At 46.2% G+C, this 559-nt stretch carries 1 protein-coding gene; it reads right to left on the reverse strand.

Annotation, left to right across the window (positions count from 1 at the left end; genetic code table 11):
• Nucleotides 1-559, reverse strand: a 559-nt coding sequence (locus tag EYD45_RS16810) for an Ig-like domain-containing protein (RefSeq protein WP_165453960.1), incomplete at both ends; no start/stop codon positions are given.

Raw genomic sequence — 559 nt, forward strand, 5'->3', positions numbered from 1 at the left:
ATCTATCGTATCATCCGTTGGATCATTTGGTGTACCGCCATCGTTTACTGTCGCTGTTCCATTAGTTGGTGGCGTTGTAATGGTAATGGTACCAGTACTTGGGCCATCACCACCAAAATCGTCATCGTCTAATACTACGATGTTTACCGTATCGTCTTCATCTACACTGGCGGTATCGTCTACTGCGGTTGGTGTGTCGTTTACTGGGTCTACTGTTATATCTACTACGGCTGTGGTACAATCGCCATCGGCATCACATATCTCATAAGTGATTTGGTCTGGACCGTTATAATCAGCATTGGGGGTGTAATCGATCGTATCGTCCGTTGGATCATTTGGTGTACCGCCATCGTTAACAGTTGCTGTTCCGTTAGTTGGTGGGTTCGTGATGGTAATTGTCCCAGTGCTTGGGCCATCACCACCAAAATCGTCATCGTCTAATACTACAATGTTTACCGTGTCGTCTTCATCTACACTTGCCGTATCATCTACTGCGGTTGGAGTGTCATCTACTGGATCTACCGTGATATCAACTACTGCTGTTACACAATCGCCATCG

The sequence above is a fragment of the Hyunsoonleella flava genome, from assembly GCF_004310325.1.
Classification (GTDB): domain Bacteria; phylum Bacteroidota; class Bacteroidia; order Flavobacteriales; family Flavobacteriaceae; genus Jejuia; species Jejuia flava.